The organism is Pseudomonas sp. MWU15-20650 (assembly GCF_023242475.1).
In the GTDB taxonomy this organism is placed as follows: Bacteria; Pseudomonadota; Gammaproteobacteria; order Pseudomonadales; family Pseudomonadaceae; genus Aquipseudomonas.
Map to the genome: position 1 here is coordinate 1 of NZ_JALJFG010000079.1, position 1,202 is coordinate 1,202.

Here is a 1,202-nt window from a genome sequence, read left to right on the forward strand (position 1 = left end):
CAAAGGCGCCAACGCCGGCCACGCCACCGAAGCCAACATGGACCGCCTCGACGGTGCCGGCGCTGCTGCCGCCATCGAAGCCCGCGCCGTCACCGCCAGTGACTCCGCCGCCATCGTGCGCGCCAAGGCGGCCCTGGACAAACTCGACGTCGCCGAAGGCCTCGCCGAACTTGAAGGCGCCTCCGCCCGCGTCGCCGTTGACGAAAAGCGCATGATCAACTGCCGCGCCGACCTCAACCAACTCGTGCCCTTCAAGTACGACTGGGCCTGGCAGAAGTACCTCGACGGCTGCGCCAACCACTGGATGCCGCAAGAGGTCAACATGACCGCCGACATCGCCCTGTGGAAAAACCCCGAGGGCCTGACCGACGACGAACGCCGCATCGTCATGCGCAACCTGGGCTTCTTCTCCACCGCCGACTCGTTGGTAGCTAACAACCTGGTATTGGCTGTTTACCGCCTGATCACCAACCCGGAGTGCCGCCAGTACATCCTGCGCCAGGCCTTCGAAGAGGCGATCCACACCCACGCCTACCAGTACTGCATCGAATCGTTGGCCATGGATGAAGGCGAGATCTTCAACATGTACCACGAGATCCCATCCGTCGCGAAGAAAGCGGCCTGGGGCCTGAAATACACCCGCTCGATCTCCGATCCGAAGTTCGAAACCGGCACCGTCGAGACCGACAAGGAACTGCTGCGCAACCTGGTCGCCTACTACTGCGTCCTCGAAGGCATCTTCTTCTATTGCGGCTTCACCCAGATTTTGTCGATGGGCCGCCGCAACAAAATGACCGGCGTGGCCGAGCAGTTCCAGTACATCCTGCGCGACGAGTCGATGCACCTGAACTTCGGTATCGACGTGATCAACCAGATCAAAATCGAAAACCCACACCTGTGGGACGCCGAGATGAAGGAAGAAGCGACCCAGATGATCCTGCAAGGGACTCAGCTGGAGATCGAATACGCGCGCGACACCATGCCGCGCGGCGTGCTGGGCATGAACGCGGCGATGATGGAGGATTACCTCAAGTTCATCGCTAACCGTCGCCTGTCGCAGATTGGCTTGAAGGAAGAGTATCCAGGGACGACCAACCCGTTCCCGTGGATGAGCGAGATCATGGACTTGAAGAAAGAGAAGAATTTCTTTGAGACGCGTGTGATCGAGTATCAGACTGGCGGCGCGTTGAGCTGGGATTGAT

1 protein-coding gene is annotated in these 1,202 nt (G+C 60.0%); it reads left to right on the forward strand.

Annotation, left to right across the window (positions count from 1 at the left end):
• Window positions 1-37 precede the first annotated feature (37 nt).
• Entirely contained in the window at window positions 38-1,201 is a 1,164-nt protein-coding gene (locus M5B43_RS27165; RefSeq protein ID WP_176719699.1) for a ribonucleotide-diphosphate reductase subunit beta, read from the forward strand.
• The last annotated feature ends 1 nt before the right edge of the window (window position 1,202 follow it).

What these genes read in the sequence shown, in the direction of transcription:
- M5B43_RS27165 (WP_176719699.1), top strand. Translation starts at nt 38, where the DNA reads ATGGACCGCCTCGACGGTGCCGGCGCTGCTGCCGCCATCGAAGCCCGC.